The organism is Tistrella mobilis KA081020-065 (assembly GCF_000264455.2).
Taxonomy (GTDB): Bacteria; Pseudomonadota; Alphaproteobacteria; order Tistrellales; family Tistrellaceae; genus Tistrella; species Tistrella mobilis.
This window is the reverse complement of record NC_017958.1, coordinates 850,888-875,600: the sequence shown is the minus strand read 5'-3', so window position 1 is coordinate 875,600 and position 24,713 is coordinate 850,888. Positions and strand designations below refer to the sequence as shown.

The window sequence follows — 24,713 nt, the reverse complement described above, 5'->3', positions numbered from 1 at the left end:
CGGCCCGCCCGCCCCTTGATGCGGGATGGTCCCGGATCAGCCGCGATTGGCGACCAGGGCCTCCAGCCAGCGGATGTCGTAGACGCCGTCGACGAAATCCGGATGGCGGGCGATGCGCTGATGCAGGGGCAGGGTGGTGTCGATACCGCCCACGACATATTCCTCCAGCGCCCGGCGCAGCCGCATGATGCACTCGTTGCGGTTGCGGCCATGGACCACCAGCTTGGCGATCAGGCTGTCGTAATAGGGCGGGATGCGATAGCCCTGATAGAGGCCGCTGTCCACGCGCACCCCCAGCCCGCCCGGGGCGTGATAGGTGTCGACCAGCCCCGGCGAGGGGGCGAAGGTCTCGGAGTTCTCGGCGTTGATCCGGCACTCGATGGCATGGCCCTGGACGCGCACGTCGTCCTGGGTGAAGCCCAGCGGCTGGCCGGCGGCGACCCGGATCTGCTCGCGCACCAGATCGATGCCGGTGATCGCCTCGGTGATCGGATGCTCCACCTGCAGGCGGGTGTTCATCTCGATGAAGTAGAACTCGCCGTTCTCGTAGAGGAACTCCACCGTGCCGACGCCGCGATAGCCCAGCTTGCGCATGGCATTGGCGACGATCTCGCCCATGCGGGCGCGGTCGGCCGCATCGATCGCCGGCGACGGCGCCTCTTCCAGCACCTTCTGATGGCGGCGCTGCAGAGAACAGTCGCGCTCGCCCAGATGCACCACGGTCCCGAAGGTGTCGCAGAGGATCTGGATCTCGATATGGCGCGGATTTGCGAGATACTTCTCAAGATAGACCGCATCCGATCCGAAAGCGGCCTTGGCCTCGGCGCGGGCGGTCTGCAGTGCCTCGCGCAGGCCCTCGGCGCTTTCGGCCACCTTCATGCCGCGGCCGCCACCGCCGGCGGCGGCCTTGACCAGCACCGGAAAGCCGATCTCGCGGGCGATCTTCATCGCCTCGGCTTCGTCCGTCACCGGCCCGTCGGTGCCGGGCACCAGCGGCAGGCCCAGCTCCCTGGCCGCGCGCTTGGCCTCGATCTTGTCGCCCATCAGCCGGATATGGTCCGGGGTGGGGCCGATGAAGGTCAGGCCGTGGGCCTCGACGATCTCGGCGAACTGGGCGTTCTCGGACAGGAAGCCATAGCCCGGATGCACCGCCTCGGCGCCGGTGATTTCGGCGGCGGCGATGATCGCCGGGATGTTCAGATAGGAATTGCGCGCGGGCGCCGGGCCGATGCACACGCTCTCGTCGGCGAGACGGACATGCATGGCATCGGCATCGGCGGTGGAATGGACCGCAACGGTGCGGATGCCCATCTCCTGGCAGGCGCGATGGACGCGCAATGCGATTTCGCCGCGATTGGCGATCAGCACCTTCTCGAACATGATCGCTCCCGCGTCACTCGATGATCGCCAGCGGCTCGCCGAATTCCACCGGCTGGCCGTTCTGCACCAGAAGCCGGCTGACGGTGCCGCTCCGCGGGGCGCGGATATGGTTCATCACCTTCATGGCTTCGATGATCAGCAGGGTCTGGCCCTCGCGCACGCTCTGGCCTTCGGCGACGAAGGCCGGCGCACCCGGTTCCGGGGCCAGATAGACGGTGCCCACCATCGGCGAGGGCACGGCGCCCGGATGGCTGGCGGGGTCGGCTGCAACCGGTGCCGCAGGGGCTGCGGCGGCCGGGGCCGCCGCGGGGGCCGCGGCGGCGGGCGCCTGGAACAGCATCTGCGGGGCGGTCATCTGCGCCGGCGCCTGGCGGGCGATGCGGATGCGACCCTCGCCCGCGCCGACCTCGATCTCGGTCAGGCCGGTCTCGTCGAGCAGCAGCGCCAGTTCGCGGATCAGGCCGGTATCGACGGCACGAGCCTTGGTGTCAGACATGCGATTGGTCCTTCGTGGCCGCGCGGGCCTGTCCCCCAGGGATCAGCCCGGCCATCGCCTCGATCGCCAGCGCGTAACCCGTGGCCCCCAGGCCGCAGATCACGCCGACCGCCGTCCGGGACACATAGGAATGATGCCGGAACGTTTCGCGACGATGGATATTCGACAAATGCACCTCGATCACCGGCAGTGCCGTCGCGGTGAGCGCGTCGAGCAGGGCGACCGAGGTATGGGTGTAGGCGGCTGGATTGATCACGATCCCTGCCGCAGAGGTGCGGGCGTCCTGTACCCAGTCCACGAGAACGCCTTCGTGGTTCGACTGGCGGAAATCGACCGCCAGCCCCAGGGCCGCGGCACGGGCTTCGCACAGACGCCGGATGTCGTCCAGCGTCGTATGCCCGTAGACCTCGGGCTCGCGGGTGCCAAGCAGGTTCAGGTTCGGTCCGTTCAGGACCAGGATGGTCGGCGCCATGCGGGCTGTCGATACCCCGTGAACGGTGATTAGGAGAGGACGCCACGTCAGCCCTGCGTTATAAAGCACCCGTGCCGCGGGGCGCAACGCCGTTCGAAGCGGGCGTTCCGCCACCCCGGGGCCCGAGCATCATATCGAGCGGAGATCCTGGTATGCGACTGATGATCAACGGCGAGGCCCGCGAGGTTGCAGGCGAGCCGACCGTCGCCGGGCTTCTGGGCCAGCTGGGGCTGGATGCGCGGAAGATTGCGGTTGAACGCAATCTGGAGATCGTCCGCCGCGCCGCGTTCGACACCACGCAGCTCGCCGACGGCGACCGGCTGGAGATCGTGCATTTCATCGGCGGCGGCAGCGGCGCCGACGTGGCTGTGGCCCCCGTGGAAGATCCTTTCGTCGTCGCCGGCCGGACCTTCACCTCGCGGCTGCTGGTCGGCACCGGCAAGTACAAGGATTTCGAGGAAACCGCCCGCGCGATCGAAGCTTCGGGCGCCGAGATCGTGACCGTGGCGGTCCGCCGGGTGAACGTCACCGACCCGTCGGCGCCGATGCTGATGGATTACGTCGATCCGAAGCGCTACGTCTACCTGCCCAACACCGCCGGCTGCTTCACCGCCGACGATGCCGTGCGTACGCTGCGGCTTGCGCGCGAAGCCGGCGGCTGGAACCTGGTCAAGCTGGAAGTCCTGGGCGACCATAAGACGCTCTATCCCGACGTGACCGAAACCCTGAAGGCCGCCGAGGCCCTGATCCGCGACGGTTTCGACGTCATGGTCTACACCAGCGACGACCCGATCGTGGCGAAGAAGCTGGAAGATCTGGGCTGCTGCGCGATCATGCCGCTGGCGGCGCCGATCGGCTCGGGGCTCGGCATCCAGAACCCGGTCAACATCCGGATCATCGTCGAGCAGGCAAGCGTGCCGGTGCTGGTCGATGCCGGTGTCGGCACGCCCTCGGAGGCGGCGGTGGCCATGGAACTCGGCTGCGACGGCGTGCTGATGAACACCGCCATCGCCGGCGCCAAGGATCCGGTGATGATGGCACGCGCCATGAAGGCCGCGGTCGAGGCCGGGCGCCTCGGCTATCTGGCCGGGCGCATGCCGCGCAAATTCTATGCGGACCCGTCCTCACCGCTCGCCGGCCTGATCTGAGCCGGGGGCGGGGGGCGGTTCCCGGTTCAGCCAAGGAGCCCGACCCCCATGAGCATGGAACTCTACTATTGGCCCGGCCTGCCGGGGCGGGGCGAATATGTCCGTCTGGTGCTGGTCGCGATCGATGCCCCCTGGCGCGACATGGCCCGCCTGGCCGAGCGCCAGGGCGGCGGCATGGACGGGCTTTTGCGCGTGCTGGGGGATGAGCGCGAGCCCTTCGCCCCCTTTGCCTGCCCGGTGCTGAAGGATGGCGATCTGCTGATCGCCCAGACGCCGCTGATCTGCGCCTATCTGGGCGAGACCTACGGGCTGGCCCCGGCCGACGAGGCGGAGCGGCTCTTCGCGCGGCAGATCGCGCTCACCACCGCCGATCTGGTGAACGAGGCCCATGACGTCCATCACCCGCTCGGCTCCTGGGACTATTACGAGGACCAGAAGCCCGAGGCGGCACGCCGGGCGGCGGGCTTCCGCGATCAGCGGATCCCCAAATTCCTCGGCTGGTACGAACAGGTGCTGACCCGCAACCCGGCCGCATCGGGCTGGCTGGTGGGCGCCGGTCTTTCCTATGCCGATCTGGGCCTGTTCCAGACCGTTCTGGGCCTGCGCTACGCTTTCCCCAACCACATGGCGGGCCTTGCCGGGCGCTGGCCGGGGGTGGAGGCGCTGGTCGATCGCGTGGCGGCCCTGCCGCGGATCGCCGCCTATCTGGATAGCGACCGCCGGCTTGCCTTCAACCAGGACGGCATTTTCCGCCACTACCCGGAACTCGACGCCCCGGCCGTCCCCGGCTGACCGGTCACAAAACCATCGGTTTGGGTGTGATCACAGACCTGGACCAACTCATGATAGAATGATAGGGTGCCCGCCAGAGAGTTTTTTCGTCTGGCGGGCCACTGCATCCGGAGAGGCTGCCCCCCGTCCCGGTCGCTCCAGAACCGCCCCGGAGGACATATGGCGCTGACCGTCGCCCTGCAGATGGACCCGATCGAGACCATCAACTTCGATGGCGATACGACCTTCATGCTCGGGCTGGAGGCCCTGCGCCGCGGCCACGATCTTTATCACTACCAGCCCTCGGATCTGAGCCTCACCCCCGAGGGCGCAGTGGCCTGGATGCGGCCCATGGGGCTGCAGCGGGTGCGCGACGATCACTACCGTCTGGGCCCCAAGGAACGCGTTCCGCTCCGCGAGATGGATGTCGTGCTGCTGCGGCAGGATCCGCCCTTCGACATGGCCTACATCACCAGCACCCACCTGCTGGAGCATGCCGGCCCCCGGACGCTGGTCTCCAATGATCCGGTGCAGGTGCGCAATGCGCCCGAGAAGCTGTTCATCACCCGTTTCCCTGACCTGATGCCGCCCAGCCTGGTGTCGTCCTCGGTCGACGAGATCCGCGCCTTCCGCGAGGAACACGGCGACATCGTGATCAAGCCGCTCTACGGCTTCGGCGGGCTGGGCGTGTTTCGGGTCAGGCCGGATGACGAGAATCTCGGCGCGCTGCTGGAGCTTCACGCGCTCCGCGGGCGCGAGCCGCTGGTGATCCAGAAATATCTGCCGGCGGTGCGCGAGGGCGACAAGCGGATCATCCTGGTCGAGGGGGAACCCCGCGGTGCGGTGCTGCGCGTGCCGCAGCGGGGCGAGGCCCGGGCCAATATGCATGTCGGCGGCCGGCCGGTGAAGACCACGCTGACGGCGCGTGACCGCGAGGTCTGCGAGGCGGTGGGGCCGGAACTCCGTGCCCGCGGTCTCACCCTGGTCGGTATCGACATGATCGGCGACCACCTGACCGAGATCAACGTGACCTGTCCCACCGGCATCCAGGAGATCGACCGCCTCGACGGCGTCACGCTCGAACGGGATGTGTGGGATGCCATCGAAACCCGGCTGACCACCCTCAGGGCAGGCGCCGCCTGAGCTTTGCGGCCATCTGACATCTGATGCCACCTGACCTCTGATGTCCGGCGGCCGCCGTTCTTCAACCACCTCACAACCAACCCGGAACAGGACATGACCGGCGGCGGGACAGACCCGCCAGGGCTGGAACGGGTGTTTTATGCGCTGTCGCGTCGCGCAGAAAACACCCGCAGGGCGGAGCCATGCCCGCACCCGGCTCCGCACGGCCCCCGGGAACAGGTCCGCCCTCTCAGAGGTCGCATCAGGAGCCGGACGTGATGGAAACCGCTTCTCCCGCCTTATCATCCTCTCTCCCATCGCCTTCTCCCTTTCCGTCTCCGCCTCACGGCACCGATCCCGAGGTGCCAGCCGTCGTGCATGACATGGCTGTGTCGGCGCCCGATCAGGCCCTGTGCCGGACCAGGGGGGCCATCCCCCTCGACCGGTTGCCGGCCCTGCTCGCCGTGCTGGTCCATCGCTGGCGCGCCCTGCCGCAGCCACGCATCGCCGTGGCCGATGCCGGCGGGCTGCGCATCCTGGCGCTGGAGGTCACGGCCGATGCGCGCCTCGGTGATCTCGTCCCGGAGGGGCCGACGCCTGATGCGACCGAAGGCCCGGCCGATGCGCTTCTGGTTCCGGAACCTGCCGGCGATCTGCCGGCTGTAGCTCTGGCGCTCAGGGTCGAGGCGGACGGGCGGCTGCGGGTCGTTCTGGACCGGCGCCTCTGCCGTCCGCCCTTCGACGAGGCGCGGGCGAGTGATCTCGCCCATGCACTCGACCGCCTGATCGCCGCCGGCGCCGATGCTGCCCTGGGGGCGGTGGATCTCATTTCCCCGGCACGCCGCTACGAGCTGCTGATCGAACGCAACGGCCCGCGCCGGCCATGCCCCACGGCCCCCGCCATCCCCGATGCGATCCGCGCCATCGCCCGCCGGGACCCGCAACGTGTGGCGCTGGTGCACGAGACGGCGCGGCTGACCTTTGGCGAGCTCGACGCCCGCGCCGACCGTCTGGCCGCAATGCTTGCCGCGCGCGGCGTCGGCCGTGGCGACATGCTGCCACTGTTGATGCCCAACGGGCTGGAGCTGCCGCTCGCCATGCTGGCGGCCATGAAGCTCGGCGCCCCCTTCGTGCCCATGGATGACGGCTGGGCGCCGGAGCGGATTGCCGCCCTGCTCGACGCGCTCGCCCCCCGGCTGGTGATCGCGGCCGACCCGGCGGTGGTGCCGCCGGGGGTGGCGGCGCTGATCCTGGACCATGCCGCAATTCTGCCGGCCGAAACCCCGTTCGACGCCGTGGCGGTGGACGGCCGCGACCCGATCTACGGGTTCTATACTTCGGGCACCACGGGCCTGCCCAAATGCGCGATCAACCTGCATGGCGGGCTTCTCAACCGTTTCGGGGTGATGACCCGGCGCTTTGCCGCCGATGGCCGGCCGCCGGTGGTGCTTCAGAACAGCCGCCATGTCTTCGACAGCTCGATCTGGCAGCTGCTCTGGCCGCTCACCATCGGCGGGCGGGTGATCATCCCGCGCACCCGCGGCGTGCTCGACCTGGAGACCACGCTCCGCACCATCGCGGCACACGAGATCGAGATGACCGATTTCGTGCCATCGATCTTCAACGCCATGGTCGATCTGATGGTGGCGGAACCCGGGCTGGTGCGGCGCCTCGGCTCGCTCCGCCATCTGCTGATCGGCGGCGAGGAGATCGATCCCCGGGCGGTGCGGCGCTTCCGGCGCATGCTGCCGGGCATCGGCATCGTCAACACCTATGGCCCGACCGAGGCCTCGATCGGCATGGTCTTCCACCATGTCGGTGATGCCGACGACCGCAGCATCCCGATCGGCACACCGATCGACAACACGGTGGCGGTGGTGGTGGACGATCACGGTTTCATCGCCCCGCCGGGCATGGTGGGCGAGATCCGCATCGGTGGCGCCTGCCTGGGCGGCGGCTATCTGGGCGCGCCCGAAAAGACCGCGGCCGCCCATGTCGACAACCCGTTCCCGGAACTGCCCGGCGACCGGCTCTACCGCACCGGCGATCTCGGCTACTGGCGCCGCGACGGCCGGCTCGCCTATGTCGGCCGCCGCGACGATCAGGTGAAGATCGGCGGGGTGCGTATCGAACTGGGGGAAATCGAAGGCGCGCTGGCCGATCATCCCGACATCCGCGCCGGCCGCGTGGTGGTGCATGAACAGGGCGGCCGACGCGAACTGGTCGCCTGCCTGATCGGCCATGGCGAGGTCGATACCGCCGATCTGCGCCGCTTCCTCGCCACCCGCCTGCCGCGCCAGGCGCTGCCGGCACGGTTGCTGGTGCTGGATGCCCTGCCGCTCAACGCCAATGGCAAGGTCGACCGCCGGGCCCTGGCCCGGCTCGCCAACGACCGGCTGGAGGCGGCGGCCGCGGCCGATGCCGGCTTCACCGATCCGACCAGCGCCGCGCTGGCGGCCCGCTGGCGGGCGACATTGCAGCTGGCCCCTGCCGGACCCGAGGACGGCTTCTTCGATCTGGGCGGCACCAGCCTGACCGCGCTGGTGCTGGCCATGGACCTGACCCGTCATTTCGGCATGCGGATCAGCGTTGCCGACATCTTCACACATCCCACCCTGGGTGCATTGGCGGCGCTGATCGACCGCCGCCGCCGGGGCGAGGAGACCGGCTCCGCCCCGGTGCCGGCGCCCGAGGTCCGACTGGCGGACGACATCCGCCCGTCGGCGGGGGCCGCCGCCTGGACGCCGCCGTCCGGCCGGGTGCGGGTGCTGCTGACCGGTGCCACCGGCTTCGTCGGCGCCCATCTGCTGCCGGCGCTGCTGGCGCGGCCGGATGTGGATCTGGTCTGCCTGGTGCGGGCAGAAGACGATGCCGCCGCGGCTCTGCGCCTCGGCATCGCAGCCGACCGCGTCACCGTGCTGGCGGGCGATCTGGCCCTGCCGCAGCTGGGCCTCGGCGATGCGGTCTGGCGCCGGCTGGCAGAGGGCATCGACGTCATCGTCAATGCCGGCGCGCTGGTCAACCTGCTCCATGGCTATGCGGCCCATGCCGCCGCCAATGTCGCCGGGGTCGAAACCCTGCTCAGGCTGGCGGTGACCGGCGTCCCCAAGCATGTCCACCAGGTCTCCACCCTCAGCGTCTTCGCGCGCAGCCCCGGTCATGATGCCGTGACCGAGGCCGATGCGGCCGATCCCCGTGCCCTGCCGCAGGACGGCTACAGCCGGTCCAAATGGGCGGCCGAACGGCTGATCGACGAGGCGCGCCGCCGCGGGATCACCGGCAGCCTCCACCGTCTGGGCGAGATGCTGCCCGCCCGGCGGAGCGGTCTCGGCAATCCTCAGGCCCTGGTCGAACGCTTGACCGCGGCCTGCCTCAGGCTGGGGCTGCGTTTCCCGACGGGGCTGCGCTTCGACTACAGCCCCGTCGACATCGTGGCCGCCTTCGTGGCGGCGCGGCTGACCGAACCCGCCGGCACCTTCCACCTCTACGGCCCCGGCACCCGGTTCGAGGATCTGCTCGACGAGGCAGAGGCCGCCGGGATCGCGCTCACCCCCGTCAGCTATGCCGCCTTTCACGAGCGGCTGAGCCGGGCCGCGGCGAGTGACGTCGATGCGGCGGCCCTGCTGGCCCTGCTGCCCGATCCGGCGGGCGACGCCGGCGCGGATGCCTTCGCGACCGCCGATCTTGTGGCGGACAAGGATCTGATGTTCGGCGATGCGGCCAGCCGCGCTGCGATGGCGGCGGCCGGGCTCGCCTGGCCGGCGGTGGATGCCGGCCTGCTCGCCCCCTGGTTCGCGCGCCGGCGCGCCGCCTGCCCACACCCTTCCGGCGACGTCTTTTCCGATGAGTCCGCTTCCGAGGAGACTGCATGATGAACCGACGCAGGCTCGGCCGGCTTGGCTGGCAGATCGGCGAGATCGGCTACGGCACCTGGGGCATCGGCGGCGGCGAGGGCGGCTGGACCGGCAACGAGGATGCGCAGAGCCTGGCCGCCCTGCATCTGGCGGTCGATCAGGGGGTCAATTTCCTCGACACCGCCTGGATCTATGGCCGCGGCCATTCCGAGGTGCTGTGCGGCCGGCTGCTGGCCGAACGGCCGGGGGAGCGGATTTATGTCGCAACCAAGATCCCGCCGGCCGACCGGTGCTGGCCCTCGACCCGCGCATCGCGCCTGGCCGATGTGTTTCCGCCCGATCATATCCGCGACTACACCGAACGCAGCCGCCGCAATCTGAACGTCGACCGCATCGACCTGATGCAGTTCCACGTCTGGGAGGATGCCTGGGCCGATGATCCGGCCTGGCAGGACACCATGGCCGACCTGAAGGCCCGCGGCCTGATCGACGGCATCGGCATCAGCATCAACCGCTGGGAGCCGTGGAACGCCATGGCGGCGCTGCGCACCGGGCTGATCGACACGGTGCAGGTCATCTACAACATCTTCGATCAGGCGCCCGAGGACGAGCTGTTCCCGCTTTGTCGGGCGCTGGATGTTGGGGTGATCGCGCGTGTGCCCTTCGACGAGGGCACGCTGACCGGCACGCTCACCCTCGACAGCCGCTGGCCCGAGGGCGACTGGCGCAATTCCTATTTCGTGCCCGAGAACCTGGCCGCCAGTGTCGCGCGTGCCGACCGGCTGAAGCCGCTGGTCCCGGCGGGGGAGACCATGCCCGGCATGGCGCTGCGCTTCATTCTGGCCAATCCGGATGTCCACACCGTCATCCCCGGCATGCGGTCCCCCGCCCATGTCCGCGCCAACACCGCCGTGGCCGATGGCCGCGGCCTGCCGCCCGATCTGCTCGCCGCCCTCCGCGATCATCGCTGGGATCGCGAGCCCACCGAATGGTCGCAATAAGACCCGCCCCCGTCCGGATCCCGATGACCCGACCGGAGATCACCCAGATGAGCCTGACCGACATATCCATGCCTGTCGCCGATGCCGATATCGTTACCGTGGCCGAGCCCGACCTGACGGCGGAACTGGACGACCTGCTTGCCCGGCAGATCGAGGCCGTGGTGACCGACGACCTGCTCGCCCGCTGGCGGGCACGCTTCCTGGCCGAAGGGCTGGTGGTCGTCTCTGAAATCTGCCCGCCCGAGGTGATGGCGGCCCTGTGCGCCGAGGTGGAGCGGCTGATCGCCGGCTGGGCGGTGCGCCGCGACATCCGCCTGCCGACCACGTCGAACACGCCGCGGAAGATGAACTCGGTCAAGCGCGACTACATCGCCCGCAACAGCGCGCTGGTGCCGCTGCTCTACCGGTCGAAGCCGCTGCTCGACCTGGCCACGCGCATCGCCGGCGAAGAGGTGGTGCTCTGCCCCTATGACGACGAGCAGTTCGTCATCGCCCGGCTGACCGAGCCGGGCGACACCCATGGCTGGCACTGGGACGACTATGCCTATGGCATGGTCTGGGTGCTGGAGGCGCCGCCGGTAGAGGATGGCGGCTTCATCCAGTGCGTCGCCGATACTCGCTGGGACAAGGCCGATCCGCGGCTGCACGAGATCCTGTGCAGCCGGCCGATCCGGTCCTATGCGCTCAAATCCGGCGACATCTATTTCCTGCGCTCCGACACCACGCTGCATGGCGTCTATCCGCTGCAGCGGCCGTCGCAGCGCACCATCCTCAATCTCGCCTGGGCCAGCGTCGCCGATTGGAGCCGCGAGGTGGTGCACGAGACCACCGACGAGGTCTACACCCATCGCGGCGCCACTCATGTCGAGGACGGGCAGTCATGAGCACCGCTCTGGCTTTTGATACCGTACCTGATGATGCCGCCAGCCGGCGGGCGGCGATGGAGGCAGACGCCGCCGCCGCCGAGCGGCGGCTTGCCAGCGCGCGGGCGCAGCTGGTCGCCGATGCCGGCTTCATGCAGATCCGGGACCGCTATTTCCTGTGGCGCATGGCCGACAGGGGGCGATCTGGGGTGCCGGTGCCTGGCTCGCCCTCGGTACCGGCATCCTGCCGTTGCAGATCCTGGGGGCGGTGCTGATCGGCGCGGTCTATGCCCGCAATCTGGAATTTGCCCATGAATGCATGCATTTCATCGCCTTCCGCAGCCGCCGGGTGAACCGGGCGGTCGGCACGGCACTGGCCATGACCCTGCTGACCAATTTCGAGGAATGGCGGGTGTCGCATGCCCGCCATCACGTCGATGTCCGGGACGAGGGCTTCGCCTATCAGCCGGCGGCCATCCGCAACTTGTGGTTGTTATGGCGCAATCTGCTGGCGCTGGACCACTTCCGTGCGGCGCTGGGCAAATGTCTGGCGGCGGTGCGCGGCCGCATGCCGGTCCGCAGCCGGTCCGAGCGGCGGGTGCGCGACGGCTTCCGGCTGATGGCGACCTGTCTGGCGGGCGGGGTGGCCTTCGACCTTCTGACCGGCCAGCCGGTCTTCCTCTGGCTGTGGTTCCTGCCGCTGATCCCGGCGGCGATCTTCAACTTCCACATCCAGCTGCCCGAGCATTTCGGCTGTGTGATGGACAATGGCAGCGCCCTGATCAACAGCCGCACCATCACCACCAGCCGCTTCCTGTCGTGGTTCGTGAACGGCAACAATTTCCACGCGTCGCATCACTGGCTGGCCAATGCGCCGATCCGCCATCTGGCCCGGATCGACGCCGTCATCCATGCCGATCTGGCCCATACCGAGCCCTCCTATACGGCCTTTTTCGGCCGCTACTACCGCGAGGTGTTCCGTAACATCCGCGCGCCGAAGGGTGCCGCATGACTGATGCCGACGCCGATCGCTATGCCCATGCCCGGCCGCTGGTTCTGGCCGGTCTGGCTGCGACCATGGTCTACAACGTCACCAGCGCCGCAAAAGAGGTCTATGCCGGCCATGTGCTGCAGACCGTCGATCCCTTCGTGCTGATCACCGCCTGTTTCGGCCTGGTGATCCTGCTGTTCCAGGTGATCGACCGGGCCGGCGGCGGCCAGCCGTCGGTCTACACGCCCCGGGTGATGCGGGCGCTGGTGATGGTGAACCTGACCACGGCCGGCGCCTGGCTCGGCATCTATCTGGCGCTGCGCTGGCTGGAACCGGCGGTGGCCGGCGGGTTGAGCGGCGGTGTCGGGCCGCTTGCGGTGCTGGCCTGGCGCCGCTTTGCCGGCATCCGAACCACGGGCATCCGAACCACCCTGGCCGAGGCGGCGAGCGGGGCGGGCATTCTGGCCGCCTGCCTGCTGCTGGCCTGGAGTGCGGCCGAGGGGCAGGGCGAGGTGATCGCCGCCACCCCGGTCGAAACCGCGCTCGGCCTGGTGGCGGCCACCGCGGGCGGCATCTCGGCCACGCTGACCAGTGTCTGGGCCAAGAAACTGTCGCTGGCGGGGCTGGGCCCGTCGGCGATCATGGCCCGGCGCTTCTGGCTGTTGGTCGGCTTCTGCGGCGCGGTCGCCTGGGCCACCGGCCGCTTGGCAGGGCCGATGCCGTCGGTCGAAACCGTCGCCGGCATCGGCCTTCTGGGCGTGGCGTTGCCGCTTTATGCGCTGCAGGTCGGCATCCGCTATGGCCGGATCTTCCACGTCAACGTCATCGTCGGCCTGTGCCCGCTGTTCACGCTCGCCTTTCAGGCCTTCAGCGCCTGGAACCACTGGTCGCCGCTGACCGTCGCCGGTGTGGCGCTGCTGGTCGCCGCCGGCTATCTGGGTCTGATGCGGCCGCGCCGCAGCGGCCCGGCGTTCGCTGCGGGGGATGCGCCATGACCGGTCGCCCGTCACGCCCCGATGTCAGGCCGGTTGCGGTAGTGGTCGATGCCTATTCGACCGGCGCGGCACTTGCCCCCGCCTTCGCCGCCGCCGGCTGGCGTACGGTTCATGTCTCCAGCAGCCCGGTCGTCCCCGAGCCCTATCGGGCAAGCTTCCGGCCGGGGGACTTCATCGGGCTGATCGCCCATGACGGCGATCTTCGCCGCACGCTCAATGCCCTGCTGCCCCATACGCCGGTGGTGGTGCTGCCGGGGGCCGAATGCGGCGTGGAGCTGGCCGACCGGCTGGCCGCGGGGCTGGGCCTGCCCGGCAACGGCACGGGGCTGAGCCGGGCCCGGCGCGACAAGTTCCTGATGGGGCAGGTGGTGGCGGCGGCCGGCCTTGCCGCCGCGCCCCAGCATGTGACCGACAATCCGGCCGATGCGGTTGCCTGGGCGGTGGCGCGGGGGGACTGGCCGGTGGTGGTCAAGCCGCTCGACAGCGCCGGTACGGATGGCGTCACCTTCTGCCATGATGCCGCGGCGGTCGACCGTGCCTTCCGGGCGCTGCATGGCCGGCCCAACCGGCTGGGGTCGGTCAACGACCGGCTGCTGGTGCAGGGCTTCCTGCGCGGGCGGCAGTATTTCGTCAACACGGTCAGTCTGAGCGGCCGCCATCTGATCGCCGAGATCTGGGCCGAATCCAAGCGCGAGGTGGCCGATGCCGCCTTCATCAACGATCTGGAGATGCTGATGCCGCGCGCAGGCGCGGTTCAGGACGCGCTCGCCGCCTATACCTCGGCCGTGCTCGATGCGCTGGGCATCGCCTGGGGGCCGGCCCATACCGAATTGATGCTCACCGCCGAGGGGCCGGTGCTGATCGAAACCGCCGCCCGGCTGATGGGCACGGTGGAACAGCAGGCGGTGCGGCGCAGCCTGGGGGTCACCCAGGCTGATCTTGCGGTGCAGGCGGTGACCGATCCGGCGGGCTTCCTTTCCCGGCTCGACCAGCCCTACCGGATGGCGGCGGAGATCTGGTGCGTGGCGCTGATTTCAGAGCATGAGGGCATCATCACCGGCCGTTCGGGCTTCGCGCGGATCGAAGGCCTCGCCTCCTATGCCTCCTCGATCGCCGTGGCGGGGCCTGGGGTGCGGCTCAGGCCCACGATCGACTATTTCTCAAGCCCGGGGGTGGTCTATCTGGTCCACGAGGATGCGGCGGTGCTGGCGGCGGATTACGCCCGGATCCGCGCCTGGGAGCGCGAGGGGTCGATCTTCGATCTGGCGCCCGGCTCCGGCCGCGGCTGAGGGTCAGCCGCCCAGCCGGTGCACCGCCTCGGCCGGCACCGCATGCACCGCCAGCGGTTCCACCCGGCCGCGGACGGTGATTTCGTGGCAGCTGGCATCCAGCGTCGCCGGGGCCCGTCCGGCCGCCTGCAGGATGTCGTCCGATACCACCAGCAGGCAGGCATGGGCCTTGGTCAGCTCTTCCAGCCGCCGGGCGACATGGACGGTATCGCCCACCGCGGTCAGCATCCGGGTTTCGCCATAGCCCAGCCGGCCGACCACCGCCGGCCCGCCATGGATGCCGATGCCGATCCTGAGCGGCTGGCCCAGATCGCGCACCAGGCTGCGGTTCAGCACCTCCAGCCGGCGGGCGATCTCGCCTGCCGCGTGCAGGGCCTGGGTGGCCGCCGCGGCGAAATCTTCAGGGCCATCGCCGCCATCCGCACCGAAGATCGCCATCACCTCGTCGCCGACGAAGGCGTTGGGTGTGCCGCCGGCCGCTTCGACAGCGCCGCCGATGGTCTCGAAATAGCGTTCCAGCAGGAACATGATGTCATAGGGCGGGCGCTGTTCGGCGATGGCGGTGGAGCCGCGGATGTCGGTGAACAGGATGGCGACCCGCTTCTCGCGCCCGCCATGCACCATCGGATCCTCCGACGGCCGCCGGCCGTGGCCCTGGGCCTTGAGCAGCGGGTGCACCGTCACCGGCCCGGTCGGATGCAGCCGGCAGGCCAACCGCACGCCCGCGGGCGCGCGGATGCGCGACAGCAGGGCCGATTCTTCGGCATCGGCCGGCGGCAGGTTTTCCAGCCCGCGCACGATTTCCACCCGGCAGGTGGAACAGCGGCCGCGGCCGCCGCAGACCGCCACATGGGGCACATTGCCCAGCCGACTCGCCTCCAGCACCGAGGCGCCCGGAATCATGCGGACCGTGCGACCGCCGGGATAGGTCACGGTGATCCGGCCGTGGCGCAGCGAGATCAGGTGGCGCAGGCCGCGGGCGGCGAAGGTGGCGACGATCGCCAGGATCCAGGCGGACATCATCGCATGCTCGCCCGCCTGGGCCCGGGCATGGAGGTCGGCGGGCAGGGCAGACAGCGTCGGCGACAGCAGCCCCAGCTTCATCAGCCCGGCCACGCTGCGGCCGGCATCCAGGAAGCCCAGCAGTGCGGCGAGCGGCAGCGCCCAGGCGCCGATCCGCCAGGCGGCGATCCAGCCCGCGCCGGCCCCGCGCCCCTTCAGCCAGAAGCCGAGACCGATCATGCCGTGCAGCCAGACCACCCCCAGCAGCACGAACTGGCGCAGCGCCCCGGTGGGTGTCCAGAGCAGGGCCATGATCCGGGTATAGCTGTCGACCCCCGCATCGGCGCTGAGTGCGGCATCGACCCCGGTGATATGGGCAGCCAGCAGCAGGGGCAGCGCCAGGCCGAGCGTCAGCTGCAGCGCCTCGGTGGGCGGCATGCGCAGGCTGCGGCGCAGATAAAGCGCGCGCAGACCCAGGGCGGCATGGAGCAGAAAGGCCGCCGGCAGCAGCAGGCTGCCCGGCGGCACCGTCCAGGGCGCCATGGTGACGTCCAGCACCTTCTGGGCAACGCCGATGCCGAACAGCCCGCTGGCATGGGCGATCAGATGGCCGGTGACGAAGACCAGCATGATCGCGCCGGTTATCGCGCGCAGCCGGCGTACCAGACGGTTGCGCCGGCTTTGCGGGCGGCCCTGGGGCAAAGGAAGACTGGGGCTGGTCATGGCTCGCGGCTCGGGCTCCGGGCTGGCCGGACCGCGCGGAAGGCGGGTGCTGCGGCCGGCCGCCCCATCCTAGCGGACCGGGCGGCCGAGGGCAGCCCCAGGCTTACTTCATGCGCTGGACGACGACACCCATCCAGCCCAGGCCGTCATATTCCTGATAGCCGATGGTTTCGGAGAAGCCGATCACCGTGTCGCCGGTCATATAGGTGCCCTGTTTGGCGCCGTCGGTCGACAGGTGGAAGGTCTGATAAAGCCCCTGGCCGTCGGAAGCGGCGATCACGCGCCGGGCGCGATCCAGCAGCAGTACCCGCGAGCGGGTCCATTCATCGGCCGACAGCGAGGGTTCATCGACCACGATCGAGCGGCCCTGGCGTTCCCAGTCGAAATAGATGCCGAGCGTGCCGATGATCCGGCCGTCGGTGCGCCCGCCCTCGCGCACTGCGGTTGCATAGACCAGAACCGAGCGATTGTCGTGCATGGCGTCGGTGCGCACGTCGTCGACGATGTATTCATCGCCGCTGCGGGTGGCGAGGGCATCACGCACCCAGGCTTCCCGTGACAGATCGGCGCCGCGCATGCGCTGGAAACTGTCGTCGGCCATGGCGACCACCCGGCCCGACGCATCGGTCAGCACCAGATTTGTATAGACGGTGTAATAGCGGTGGATGACCGAGAGCCGCATGGCGGCATGTTCCAACGCCTCACGCGACGGCTCCTCCAGCGCTTCCCAGAAGGCGGTGTCGGTCGCCCACCACCGCACATCGCAGGTGCGTTCGTACAGATTGCGGACGATCAGCTGCACCAGGGCCTTGGCCAGTTCCTGGCCGCGCTGGCCGACCAGACGCTGGGTCACCGCCTCGCAATCGGCGATCCGGCCGATGATCTCCTGCTGGAAGCGTTTTGCGGCACCGTCCGCCTGTTCGGCGAGGCTTTTGACCTCGCCCGCGACCACCGAAAAGCCGCGACCGGCATTGCCGGCGCGGGCGGCCTCGATCGCCGCGTTCAGGGCCAGCAGCCGGGTGCGTGCGGCGATTTCCTGGTTGCCGCTGGAAAAGCGCCGGACATCGTCGCTCAGCCCCTGCATCAGGCCGCGGACCTTCTGCGCCGAGACGGTTTCGGCAGCGACGGCATCGGCCGCGGCACGCACTGCGAGTGGCATCTGACTGGTCATCACCAAACCCCCTATCTTTTCCGGTCGCAGAAGGCGTCTCCGGTCGCGGTTGGCCGCGTATTGCTTGTATGTGTCACGCGTTGAAGGCGATCCACCCGGGGGCTGCACCGATCCTGCGATGCCGAAGTGTCACGCCTGTATGTCACCCTGCTTTAACTGTAGTGCAGGATGCGGCGGCGCAACAAGAGGATATATCGTGCGGTGCACACATCGTGGACCCGCGGGCGGGAAGGCTGTCACGGCATCGAATTCGGCCGTATTCCGCCAGTTTTTACAGATGTCATCTGCATAAAATATCGATCGAAGACGACGCAAAGCCGATAGATGTGCTGCGCCGCGTCACATTCTGTCGCGCCCATTTGCCGGCGCACGGCGCCGCCGCCTGGCAGCCTTGTCCATTTCATCTACTTATGATTGATGAACCCGGTCAGACCTCGGTGCGGGCGGCCATGTCGGTCAGGCGATCGATCAGCAGGACCAGGGCGTCGCGTTCTTCGGGCGTCAGGTCGGCGATCAGCCGTTCTTCGTAATCCAGCGCCAGCGGCGCGATCCGGCCATAGACATCCAGCCCGTCGGCCGACAGCCGCAGCAGCACCCGGCGGCGATCGGCCGCGTCGGTGGTGCGCTCGATCCGCCGGGCGCGCTCCAGCCGCTGCACGGCGCGGCTGACCGTCACCTTGTCCATCTGCGTCGCCTCGCAGATTGCATTGGCGGTGAGGGGGGCAAACCGGCCCAGCACCGCCATCACCCGCCATTCGGGAATGGTGAGGTCGAACGTCTCGGCATAGGCGCGGGCCAGGGTGGAGGAGATCCGGTTGGCCAGGATCGACAGCCGGTAGGGCAGGAAACGCTCCAGCCTCAGGCTCTTGCCGTCCTCGCCGCGTGCCGGATTCGGCCGGCTGCCGGAACCGGAACCCGGCTCGGCACTGGTGCCGGGGGCGGGATTGGAACCGGGGGCAGGGCTGGCGCTTTCGCTCACCGGATGATGGCCTCCGCTTGACATTGCCCGGGTCCGGGGGCAACTTGGTTACAAATGAAACTATCAGGTGCCGACGGCGACGTCGAGCCCCGGAAGGCCCGGTCTCCCGATCCTTGCAGTCCTGCAGGGCGTCGTCCGCGTGCCGTCCCGGGGGCAGGATGGTAGCCGTGGCACGTCGAGGGGGAAAGCGATGAGCGCGGAAAGCAGGATTGGCGGCGATACGCCGTTCGGTTTCGAGAACCCGATGGGCACCGACGGCTTCGAGTTCGTCGAGTTTGCCAGCCCCGACCCGGTGGAGATGGGGGCGCTGTTCGAGCGGATGGGCTTTACCGCCGTCGCGCGTCACCGCAGCAAGGACGTCACCCTCTACCGCCAGGGCGACATCAATTTCATCGTCAATGCCGAGCCCGAGAGCTTCGCGCAGTCCTTCGCCCGGGTGCACGGCCCCGGCGCCTGCGCCATGGCCTTCCGGGTCAAGGATGCGCGCTTCGCCTATAAGCGCGCGCTGGAGCTGGGCGCCAAGCCGCATCTGGGCCAGGTGGGCCCGATGGAGCTGAACATCCCGGCCATCCAGGGCATCGGCGGCAGCGTGATCTATCTGGTCGACCGCTACGGCGCCCGGGGCACGATCTACGACATCGATTTCGAGCCGATCGAGGGGGCGGAGGCCGCCGCCAATGATCAGGGCCTCACCTATATCGACCATCTGACCCACAACGTGCATCGCGGGCGGATGAATCACTGGGCGGAATTCTACACCAAGCTGTTCAATTTCCGCGAGATCCGCTATTTCGACATTGAAGGCAAGCTGACCGGCCTGCATTCGCGTGCGATGACCAGCCCCTGCGGCAAGATCCGGATCCCGATCAACGAATCGGCCGACGACAAGTCGCAGATCGAGGAATATCTCCAGGCCTATAACGGCGAGGGCATCCAGCATATCGCGCTCGGCACCGAGGCGATCTTCCGCTCGGTCGAGGGCATGCGCGAGCGCGGCGTCGCCTTCCTGGAAACGCCGTCCAGCTATTACGACATGGTCGACACCCGCGTGCCGGACCATGGCGAGGATCTGGAGCGGATGCGCCGCGACCACATCCTGATCGACGGTCTGCCCGACAATCATGTCGGCATGCTGCTGCAGATCTTCACCGAAAACGTCATCGGCCCGATCTTCTTCGAGATCATTCAGCGCAAGGGCAATGAGGGCTTCGGCGAAGGCAATTTCAAGGCGCTGTTCGAGGCGATGGAACTCGACCAGATCAAGCGCGGAGTGTTGAGCGCCGATGCGTAACTGGATCAACATCCCGCGCGTCGAAGGCCGGGCGTCGCGGCAGGCCCATGCGGACCTGCCCGACGGCACCTTCGAGCACGAGATCGGGCGGGAAGGCTTCTTCGGCCCGGCCGCCCATATCCACCATGCCCATGCCCCGACCGGCTGGGTGCGGTTCGAAGGCCCGATCCGGCCGCGCGCCTTCGACACCACGAAATTCGATGCGGTGCCCGCCGGCCCCTGGTCGGCCGAGGCGCTGGTCGGCAACCGCCGCTGCGCGGTGCGCTTCTGGCGGATCGATGCGCCGATGGATCATCTGGCGCGCAATGCCGATGGCGACGAGCTGCTGTTCATCCATGACGGCGCCGGCCATCTGTTCTGCGATTTCGGCCATATGACCTATGCCGAAGGCGACTACATCCTGCTGCCTCGCGGCACGATGTGGCGTCTGGTGCCCGAGGCGCCGACCCGGGTGCTGATGATCGAGGCGACGGATTCCGCCTACAAGCTGCCCGACAAGGGCATCGTGGGGCCGCATGCGATCTTCGATCCGGCGATCCTGGCCGTGCCGGTGATCGACGAGGCCTTCGACGACCAGCGCTCCGAAACCGAGACCCGGGTGGCGGTGAAGCGCTTCGGCGAGGTTTCGACCATGGTCTTCCCGTACAACCCGCTGGATGCGGTGGGCTGGCATGGCGACCTGGCGCCGGTGAAGGTGAACTGGCGCGACATCCGGCCGCTGATGAGCCATCGCTACCATCTGCCGCCCTCGGCCCACACCACTTTCGTGGGCGAGCGCTTCGTGGTCTGCACCTTCGTGCCCCGGCCGATCGAAAGCGATCCGGGGGCGCTCAAGGTGCCGTTCTTCCATTCGAACGTCGACTACGACGAGTTCATCTTCTATCACCGGGGCTCGTTCTTCAGCCGGGACAACATCCATCCCGGCATGATCAGCCTGCACCCGGCGGGCTTTGCCCACGGGCCCCACCCCAAGGCTTTTGCCATCGGCCAGAAGGCCGCACGCAAGGAGACCGACGAGGTGGCGGTGATGATCGACACCCGCGACCCGCTGGAGGTTCAGGCGGGTGCGGCCAGTGTGGAATGGACCGGTTACGTCGACAGCTGGCGCACGCAGCCGGCTGCGACCAACGAAGCGGCGGAGTGACGATGAAGCTGGCGACCCTCAAGGACGGCAGCCGCGACGGGCGGCTGGTGGTGGTCTCGCGGGATCTGAAGCACTGCGTGCCGGCGGAGGGCATCGCCCCCACCCTGCAGGCGGCGCTGGACCGCTGGGCCGAAACCGCTCCCCGGCTTCAGGCCCTGTCCGAGACGCTGAATGCGGGCGAGGTCGATGGCGTGATCGGCTTCGATCCCGTGGCGACGATGGCGCCGCTGCCGCGCGCCTATCAATGGGCCGACGGCTCGGCTTATGTGAACCATGTCGAGCTGGTCCGCAAGGCGCGCGGCGCCGAGATGCCCCAGAACTTCTGGCATGACCCGCTGATGTATCAGGGCGTCTCCGACCGCTTCATCGGCCCGATGGATCCGGTGGAATGCGCCGACGAGGCCTTCGGCATCGATTTCGAGGCCGAGGTCGCGGTCGTCACCGACGACGTGCCGATGGGCACGGCGCCGGAGCAGGCCGGCGGCTATATCCGTCTGGTCATGCTGGTCAACGATGTCAGCCTGCGCAATCTGATCCCGGGTGAGCTGGCCAAGGGTTTCGGCTTCTTCCAGTCGAAGCCGGCCTCCAGCTTCTCCCCCGTCGCGGTCACCCCGGACGAGCTGGGCGACGCCTGGGATGGCGGCAAGGTCAACCTGCCGCTCAAGGTCTGGCTGAACGACGATCTGTTCGGCGCGCCAGAGGCGGGCGAGGACATGACCTTCGACTTCCGCCGCCTGGTCGCCCATGCCGCCCGCACCCGCCATCTGGGCGCCGGCACCATCGTGGGCTCGGGTACCGTCTCCAATCTCGACCGCAGCCGCGGTTCGTGCTGCATCGCCGAGCGGCGCATGCTGGAGACGATCGATGCCGGCAAGCCTTCTACCCCGTTCATGTCCTTCGGTGACCGCGTGCGCATCGAGATGACCGACCGCGAGGAGGTCTCGATCTTCGGCGCGATCGACCAGAAGATTGTGAAGTGGGGTTGAGGGCGTGAAGTGGGGCTGAGGGGCGGCCGATCCGGTTCTGTCTGACGTGAAACGGCCCGCCGGGGGAATCCGGCGGGCCGTGTTTCGCTGTGGCCTACTGCACCATCTTCGTCAGGTTGTCGGTGGTGCCGGTCACGCCGTCGACCGCCTTGTGCATGTTGCTCGCGATGCTGCGGGTCATGGCCAGCTGTTCCTCGATCGCCGAAGAGAGCACGGCGCTGGCCTCGTGCAGTTGCAGGATGCCGCCGGTGATGCCGGACATCGTGCCGTCGACGGTCTGCGAGACCTCCTGCAGTTCGGCGATCTGGCGGGCGATGTTCTCGGTGGCGGTTGCCGTCTGGCCGGACAGGGTCTTGATCTCGGAGGCGACGACGGTGAAGCCGCGGCCGGCTTCGCCCGCGCGCGACGCCTCGATGGTGGCGTTCAGCGACAGCAGGTTGATCTGCGTGGCGATGTCCTGGATCAGCTTGATCACCCCGTTCATCGCGCTGGTCGTCTCTTTCAGCCGCGCGACGGCTTCCTCGCCGCGGGAGACGTTGTCTCGCATGGTTTCGGCGGAGCGGTGGCCGCTGTCGGCGGCACGGGTGATCTCGGCGACCGAGGCCGTCAGCTCTTCCGAGGCGGCGGCCACCGCCTCGACATTGGCGAGCGTCACTTCGGCCGACGACACCGCCGCCAGATGCGAGGTCATCAGCCGGGTGATGTCGGTCGCGTATTTGACCACCTTGCAGACCCGGCCCGAGGCATCGAAAATCGGGTTGTAGGTGGCGCGCAGCCAGACCACCCGGCCGCCCTTGCCGAGCCGCTTATGGATGCCGGTGACGAAATCGCCGGCGCGAAGCTTTTGCCAGAAGGCCTGATAGGCGTCGGTCTTCACCTCGGCCTCGGGCATGAACATGCCGTGGGGCTTGCCCTGGATCTCGTCCAGCCGATAGCCGGTGGCGGCGAGGAAATTGTCGTTGGCCTGCAGCACCCTGCCGTCCAGACCGAACTCGATCACCGCATGGGTCCGGCCGATGGCCGCCATCTGGCCCTGATAGTCGGCCGTTACCAGCTTCTGCGCGGTGATGTCGGTTGCATATTTCACCACCTTCACCAGCTGGCCGGCAGGATCCAGGATGGGCGTGTAGGTCGCCTGAATCCAGACCTCGCGCCCGCCCTTGGCGAGGCGGCGGAATTCTGCCGTCCTGGCCTGACCCAGCCTCAGATCTGCCCAGAACGCGCGATAGTCCTGGCTGGCCGCATGGGCGTCGTCGACGAACAGGGCATGCGGCTTGCCCTGGATCTCGTCCAGGCGATAGCCCATCACGTTCAGAAACAGGTCGTTGGCCCAGAGGACCGTACCATCGGGCGTGAAGTGGATCACCGCCTGGCTCTTCTGGATCGCGGTGATCTGGCCTTCATATTCCGCGGTCTTCAGAACGTCGGCCGTTACGTCGGTCGCGAACTTGATCACCCGCCGCACCCGACCCTTGTGATCCCGGATCGGGGTGTAGGTCGCCTGGATGAAGATCTCGCGACCCTCGCGGGTCACCCGTCTGAACACCGCCTTGCGGAAGTTGCCCGCGGCCAGGTCTTGCCAGAAGGCCCGGTAGTCCGGGGCGTTCCGCTCGGCCTGGGTCACGAACATGCCGTGGTGCTTGCCGGCGACCTCCTCCAGCCGATAGCCCATCAGCTTCAGGAAATTGTCGTTGGCCGCCAGGACCGTGCCCTCGGAGGAGAAATGGACGGTCGCCTGCGACAGGTCGAGCGCCTTCAGGATGTCGTGATCGGTTAAGGACGGCAGCTTGATGAAGGACATGACAACTCACCTTCCACGCCTCGGAGGTGGGGTGCGGAGCAGCGGACAAGCAGACCGCGCAATTCCGATGGCGAGCCCCACCAGTCTTGTCAATCGGAGGTGATGATGGTTTTCATGATCATATCGCCGTCGGCGGAAGATTATTCTGAAAAGAGTTGAGAAGTGGTGAAGGATCAGGGGGAATTCCCAGGACGCTTCATGCATCTCGCGTCATGATTTTTCGGGTCCTGATCATCCGGAACCGGATCATCGGCACCGGCGCCGGCTGGCTGACACCTAGTCAGACGTAGAGGTACTTGCGACGGCGCGACGCAACCACAGATGCGCGGGATCGCTGCTGCGCCGTTCATGCCAGACCTGAACGAAGGGAAAGGGCGGGATCGCAAAGGGCGGGGCGAAGACGGCGAGGACCGGATCATCTTCGCAGAGGGCCAGGGTTTTGCGAGCGACGGTCAGAACCAGGTCCGTCCCCCGGATCAGCCGTGGCGCAGTGCCCCAATGCGGCAGTGTGACGACGATACGGCGCGTGTGGCCGATGGCGTGCAGGGCCGTATCGATCCCGGTATCGGCGTCGTTCTGCATCGCAACCAGCACATGGGGCCGGGCGAGATAGGCGGCCAGATCCAGACGATCACGGCCGTCCAGCCCCTGGCGATCCGCAAGGCAGGCGAAATGCTCGTCGAAAAGTCGTTCGGCCTCGATCCGCGGGGGAAGATCGGGAAACACGCCCAGTGCCAGATCGCATTCCCCGTCCAGCACCTGCCGAAGCATCGCCTCCCGGCTCGCCTGGGTGATCACCAGCTCGACCCCCGGTGCTTCCCGGCGCAGCATGTTCAGCAGGTCGGGAAGGATGACGGCAGAGCCGTAGTCCGACATCGCCAGGCGGAAACGCCGCATTTCCTGCGCCGGGTCGAAGCCTCCCGGTCCCAGAACCTCCTGCAGCTGTCGCAAGGCCTCGGTCAGTGCGGGGGCGATGTCCAGCGCCCGGGCGCTCGGCGTCAACTGCCCGTTGCGGCGGATCAACAGCGGGTCGTCGAACAGATGCCGCAGACGCCCGAGCGCGTGGCTGACGGCCGGCTGGCTCATATTCAGCCGGGCGGCCGCGCGCGACACATGCCGCTCGGCCAGAAGCGCATCGAGCACCACCAGCAGGTTGAGGTCGATACCGCGAAGATTATTCATCTGTTGCATATAGGGGATATTATATCCGAATTTCCATTCGCGAAGCAGATAT

General features: G+C 68.2%; 20 protein-coding genes. 12 read left to right on the top strand and 8 right to left on the bottom strand.

The window, feature by feature from the left end:
* Positions 1 to 36 precede the first annotated feature (36 nt).
* The 3 genes from accC to aroQ are packed head-to-tail and all read right to left on the bottom strand — an operon-like array spanning position 37 to position 2,348.
* Entirely contained in the window at positions 37 to 1,380 is a 1,344-nt protein-coding gene (gene accC, locus TMO_RS27470) for an acetyl-CoA carboxylase biotin carboxylase subunit (protein ID WP_014748332.1), read from the bottom strand.
* Between the two features lie 13 nt (positions 1,381 to 1,393).
* On the bottom strand, positions 1,394 to 1,876 hold the full coding sequence (accB, locus tag TMO_RS27465; protein WP_014748331.1) for an acetyl-CoA carboxylase biotin carboxyl carrier protein: 483 nt from the start codon (positions 1,874 to 1,876) through the stop codon (positions 1,394 to 1,396).
* A complete protein-coding gene (aroQ, locus tag TMO_RS27460; RefSeq protein WP_014748330.1) occupies positions 1,869 to 2,348 on the bottom strand; it encodes a type II 3-dehydroquinate dehydratase in 480 nt (159 codons plus the stop codon). The genes accB and aroQ overlap by 8 nt, the downstream gene beginning before the upstream one ends.
* Positions 2,349 to 2,500: 152 nt before the next feature.
* Here aroQ and thiS point away from each other — a divergent pair, with 152 nt between their 5' ends.
* The 9 genes from thiS (at position 2,501) to TMO_RS27415 (ending at position 14,382) form a co-directional block, all read left to right on the top strand.
* Positions 2,501 to 3,496 carry a sulfur carrier protein ThiS gene (gene thiS / locus TMO_RS27455; RefSeq protein WP_014748329.1) on the top strand — a complete coding sequence of 332 codons (996 nt, stop codon included), beginning with the start codon at positions 2,501 to 2,503 and terminating at the stop codon, positions 3,494 to 3,496.
* Positions 3,497 to 3,544: 48 nt separating this feature from the next.
* Positions 3,545 to 4,288, top strand: a complete 744-nt coding sequence (locus tag TMO_RS27450; RefSeq protein ID WP_014748328.1) for a glutathione S-transferase — start codon at positions 3,545 to 3,547, stop codon at positions 4,286 to 4,288.
* Between the two features lie 159 nt (positions 4,289 to 4,447).
* Positions 4,448 to 5,410 carry a glutathione synthase gene (gene gshB / locus TMO_RS27445; RefSeq protein ID WP_014748327.1) on the top strand — a complete coding sequence of 321 codons (963 nt, stop codon included), beginning with the start codon at positions 4,448 to 4,450 and terminating at the stop codon, positions 5,408 to 5,410.
* A gap of 362 nt (positions 5,411 to 5,772) precedes the next feature.
* Positions 5,773 to 9,261 carry a non-ribosomal peptide synthetase gene (locus TMO_RS27440; RefSeq protein ID WP_041607661.1) on the top strand — a complete coding sequence of 1,163 codons (3,489 nt, stop codon included), beginning with the start codon at positions 5,773 to 5,775 and terminating at the stop codon, positions 9,259 to 9,261.
* On the top strand, positions 9,261 to 10,244 hold the full coding sequence (locus tag TMO_RS27435; protein ID WP_041607659.1) for an aldo/keto reductase: 984 nt from the start codon (positions 9,261 to 9,263) through the stop codon (positions 10,242 to 10,244). The genes TMO_RS27440 and TMO_RS27435 overlap by 1 nt, the downstream gene beginning before the upstream one ends.
* 47 nt (positions 10,245 to 10,291) lie before the next feature.
* Positions 10,292 to 11,128 carry a hypothetical protein gene (locus TMO_RS27430; protein WP_145978476.1) on the top strand — a complete coding sequence of 279 codons (837 nt, stop codon included), beginning with the start codon at positions 10,292 to 10,294 and terminating at the stop codon, positions 11,126 to 11,128.
* Positions 11,129 to 11,285: 157 nt separating this feature from the next.
* Complete coding sequence (locus TMO_RS27425) at positions 11,286 to 12,119, top strand: fatty acid desaturase family protein (protein WP_041607657.1); 834 nt, start codon at positions 11,286 to 11,288, stop codon at positions 12,117 to 12,119.
* Positions 12,116 to 13,093: a hypothetical protein gene (locus TMO_RS27420; protein ID WP_014748322.1), complete on the top strand. Its 978-nt coding sequence runs from the start codon at positions 12,116 to 12,118 to the stop codon at positions 13,091 to 13,093. Before TMO_RS27425 ends, TMO_RS27420 begins: the two co-directional genes overlap by 4 nt.
* Complete coding sequence (locus tag TMO_RS27415) at positions 13,090 to 14,382, top strand: ATP-grasp domain-containing protein (RefSeq protein WP_014748321.1); 1,293 nt, start codon at positions 13,090 to 13,092, stop codon at positions 14,380 to 14,382. Before TMO_RS27420 ends, TMO_RS27415 begins: the two co-directional genes overlap by 4 nt.
* Positions 14,383 to 14,385: 3 nt before the next feature.
* On the opposite strand, the gene TMO_RS27410 is transcribed toward TMO_RS27415, so the two are convergent.
* From TMO_RS27410 to TMO_RS27400, 3 genes are all read right to left on the bottom strand, one after another.
* Positions 14,386 to 16,107 carry an adenylate/guanylate cyclase domain-containing protein gene (locus TMO_RS27410; protein WP_014748320.1) on the bottom strand — a complete coding sequence of 574 codons (1,722 nt, stop codon included), beginning with the start codon at positions 16,105 to 16,107 and terminating at the stop codon, positions 14,386 to 14,388.
* Positions 16,108 to 16,210: 103 nt separating this feature from the next.
* Entirely contained in the window at positions 16,211 to 17,278 is a 1,068-nt protein-coding gene (locus TMO_RS32745; RefSeq protein ID WP_145978475.1) for a methyl-accepting chemotaxis protein, read from the bottom strand.
* 427 nt (positions 17,279 to 17,705) lie between these two features.
* Positions 17,706 to 18,257: a MarR family winged helix-turn-helix transcriptional regulator gene (locus TMO_RS27400; protein ID WP_014748318.1), complete on the bottom strand. Its 552-nt coding sequence runs from the start codon at positions 18,255 to 18,257 to the stop codon at positions 17,706 to 17,708.
* Positions 18,258 to 18,447: 190 nt separating this feature from the next.
* Here TMO_RS27400 and hppD point away from each other — a divergent pair, with 190 nt between their 5' ends.
* The 3 genes from hppD to TMO_RS27385 are packed head-to-tail and all read left to right on the top strand — an operon-like array spanning position 18,448 to position 21,678.
* The gene (gene hppD / locus TMO_RS27395; RefSeq protein WP_014748317.1) at positions 18,448 to 19,548 is read left to right on the top strand and encodes a 4-hydroxyphenylpyruvate dioxygenase; all 1,101 of its coding nucleotides are present in this window, start codon (positions 18,448 to 18,450) and stop codon (positions 19,546 to 19,548) included.
* Positions 19,541 to 20,692 (top strand): homogentisate 1,2-dioxygenase, encoded by a 1,152-nt coding sequence (locus TMO_RS27390; protein WP_014748316.1) that lies wholly within the window; start codon positions 19,541 to 19,543, stop codon positions 20,690 to 20,692. The genes hppD and TMO_RS27390 overlap by 8 nt, the downstream gene beginning before the upstream one ends.
* Positions 20,693 to 20,694: 2 nt before the next feature.
* Positions 20,695 to 21,678 (top strand): fumarylacetoacetate hydrolase family protein, encoded by a 984-nt coding sequence (locus TMO_RS27385; RefSeq protein WP_014748315.1) that lies wholly within the window; start codon positions 20,695 to 20,697, stop codon positions 21,676 to 21,678.
* Positions 21,679 to 21,772: 94 nt separating this feature from the next.
* Here TMO_RS27385 and TMO_RS27380 read toward each other — a convergent pair whose 3' ends face one another.
* Positions 21,773 to 23,479 carry a methyl-accepting chemotaxis protein gene (locus TMO_RS27380; protein ID WP_014748314.1) on the bottom strand — a complete coding sequence of 569 codons (1,707 nt, stop codon included), beginning with the start codon at positions 23,477 to 23,479 and terminating at the stop codon, positions 21,773 to 21,775.
* 276 nt (positions 23,480 to 23,755) lie between these two features.
* Positions 23,756 to 24,661, bottom strand: coding sequence for a LysR substrate-binding domain-containing protein (locus tag TMO_RS27375; RefSeq protein ID WP_041608031.1), 906 nt, complete (start codon positions 24,659 to 24,661; stop codon positions 23,756 to 23,758).
* Between the last annotated feature and the right edge of the window lie 52 nt (positions 24,662 to 24,713).

Bases quoted from the DNA above. Each gene is read 5' to 3' on its own strand.
- accC (WP_014748332.1), bottom strand. From the start codon at position 1,380: ATGTTCGAGAAGGTGCTGATCGCCAATCGCGGCGAAATCGCATTGCGC.
- accB (WP_014748331.1), bottom strand. From the start codon at position 1,876: ATGTCTGACACCAAGGCTCGTGCCGTCGATACCGGCCTGATCCGCGAA.
- aroQ (WP_014748330.1), bottom strand. From the start codon at position 2,348: ATGGCGCCGACCATCCTGGTCCTGAACGGACCGAACCTGAACCTGCTT.
- thiS (WP_014748329.1), top strand. From the start codon at position 2,501: ATGCGACTGATGATCAACGGCGAGGCCCGCGAGGTTGCAGGCGAGCCG.
- TMO_RS27450 (WP_014748328.1), top strand. From the start codon at position 3,545: ATGAGCATGGAACTCTACTATTGGCCCGGCCTGCCGGGGCGGGGCGAA.
- gshB (WP_014748327.1), top strand. From the start codon at position 4,448: ATGGCGCTGACCGTCGCCCTGCAGATGGACCCGATCGAGACCATCAAC.
- TMO_RS27440 (WP_041607661.1), top strand. From the start codon at position 5,773: ATGGCTGTGTCGGCGCCCGATCAGGCCCTGTGCCGGACCAGGGGGGCC.
- TMO_RS27435 (WP_041607659.1), top strand. From the start codon at position 9,261: ATGAACCGACGCAGGCTCGGCCGGCTTGGCTGGCAGATCGGCGAGATC.
- TMO_RS27430 (WP_145978476.1), top strand. From the start codon at position 10,292: ATGAGCCTGACCGACATATCCATGCCTGTCGCCGATGCCGATATCGTT.
- TMO_RS27420 (WP_014748322.1), top strand. From the start codon at position 12,116: ATGACTGATGCCGACGCCGATCGCTATGCCCATGCCCGGCCGCTGGTT.
- TMO_RS27415 (WP_014748321.1), top strand. From the start codon at position 13,090: ATGACCGGTCGCCCGTCACGCCCCGATGTCAGGCCGGTTGCGGTAGTG.
- TMO_RS27410 (WP_014748320.1), bottom strand. From the start codon at position 16,107: ATGACCAGCCCCAGTCTTCCTTTGCCCCAGGGCCGCCCGCAAAGCCGG.
- TMO_RS32745 (WP_145978475.1), bottom strand. From the start codon at position 17,278: ATGACCAGTCAGATGCCACTCGCAGTGCGTGCCGCGGCCGATGCCGTC.
- hppD (WP_014748317.1), top strand. From the start codon at position 18,448: ATGAGCGCGGAAAGCAGGATTGGCGGCGATACGCCGTTCGGTTTCGAG.
- TMO_RS27390 (WP_014748316.1), top strand. From the start codon at position 19,541: ATGCGTAACTGGATCAACATCCCGCGCGTCGAAGGCCGGGCGTCGCGG.
- TMO_RS27385 (WP_014748315.1), top strand. From the start codon at position 20,695: ATGAAGCTGGCGACCCTCAAGGACGGCAGCCGCGACGGGCGGCTGGTG.
- TMO_RS27380 (WP_014748314.1), bottom strand. From the start codon at position 23,479: ATGTCCTTCATCAAGCTGCCGTCCTTAACCGATCACGACATCCTGAAG.
- TMO_RS27375 (WP_041608031.1), bottom strand. From the start codon at position 24,661: ATGAATAATCTTCGCGGTATCGACCTCAACCTGCTGGTGGTGCTCGAT.